A 1278-nucleotide genomic window follows, 5' to 3' on the forward strand; every position below is an offset into this window, starting at 1 on the left:
CGGTGAACGCTACTTCCGCGACCTCGGCGGACGATATCCAGGCGCCGGTGGCCTCGTCCCGGATCGCGTCCGTATAGTTGATCGTCGTCCATCGGTCATCGGTGATCGTGCCGATAGCTCGTTTCACGGCCGGGTCCATCCGGGCCGTGATGGAGACTTCCGCGCCAGCCCGGTGCGCGGCGGCGACGACCGCGTGCCCGTAGAACGCACTGTCCGCGCGCAGCAGTATTAGGCCAGCGGCCGTCTGGCTGCGGAGGCGTTTCACCGTGGCGAGGACATCCCCGACGAACTTCCCCGCGCCGCGTGGGGAACCCGCCGCTCCTTTCCGCAGCCGCGACCCGATGATGATCGGTGCGGCCCTGGGTGTGGAGACGATGCCGATCAGAGCGTTCAAGCCGCGCACTCCGGAGTAGCCGTAACCGGAGCCTTGCTTCTTATATCCGTGCACTTCTTTGATCGTGTCGTCGATATCCACCAGGGCATAGTCGTCGATTCCCGCCACGATCGGGGTGTGCGCGGCGACGCTGACAAGCCATCGCCAGGCGACGGCGTCCAACTGCCGGACGTGACCAAACGTGAACGACCGCAGGAACGACCCCAACGTCGACGGGGCATACGTCCCGACGAAGAGTTTCTTCATACCGCCGTGCCGCAGCAAAGCCATGTCATCAATCGAATCAGCACCAGCGAGCATCCCCGCAACCAACGCGGTCACTTTCAACCCGGAGTTCGCACCGAAGTACCCCGGCAATGTCAGCCACGCATCCGCGAGGTCGCTGAGCCCAGTTTTCACCGCCAACGCCATCGCGGGGACCAGCCCCGCGGCCGACACGAGATTTGTGTCGTCGAAGGTGGCTGACAAGCGGCTGGAACTGTGGAAAAGTTGCATCTACGAGATGCCTCTCGAATCGGTTGAAATGAACCCTAAGTAAGTTCTATTTTCCTGATCCGAGCGGCATTCTCGGTTTAACGCGCCGCTACAACCTCAACTCGACCGGTGGATCGAGGCTAAGAGCCACGCTGGGTTTGAAGCCACTCGCTTGATCTGGGATGCAACATCGACGTGACCGAGTTCTAGTAGCTTCCTCAGTAGCGCGAGTCCGTCGTCTTTGGGATATCCATTTCGTGCGGCGAGGGGGCTGAGTAGAGCTGCAAGAAAATCCAGTTGAACGGTGCCGGAACGCAGCGCGTCACCAACAAGATCCCCGACTAGGCTCAGATCTTCTTTGTCGTGTCACCAGGTCTGTCGATCGTTCGCTCAACCCCAGTGGTCGGAAT

General features: G+C 61.1%; 1 protein-coding gene. It reads right to left on the bottom strand.

Annotation, left to right across the window (positions count from 1 at the left end):
- The coding region (locus tag ADICYQ_RS31125; protein ID WP_040414636.1) for an IS1380 family transposase at positions 1 to 889 on the bottom strand (889 nt) is incomplete at its 3' end.
- Between the last annotated feature and the right edge of the window lie 389 nt (positions 890 to 1278).

Origin of the sequence: Cyclobacterium qasimii M12-11B, from assembly GCF_000427295.1 — a bacterium.
GTDB lineage: Bacteria > Bacteroidota > Bacteroidia > Cytophagales > Cyclobacteriaceae > Cyclobacterium > Cyclobacterium qasimii.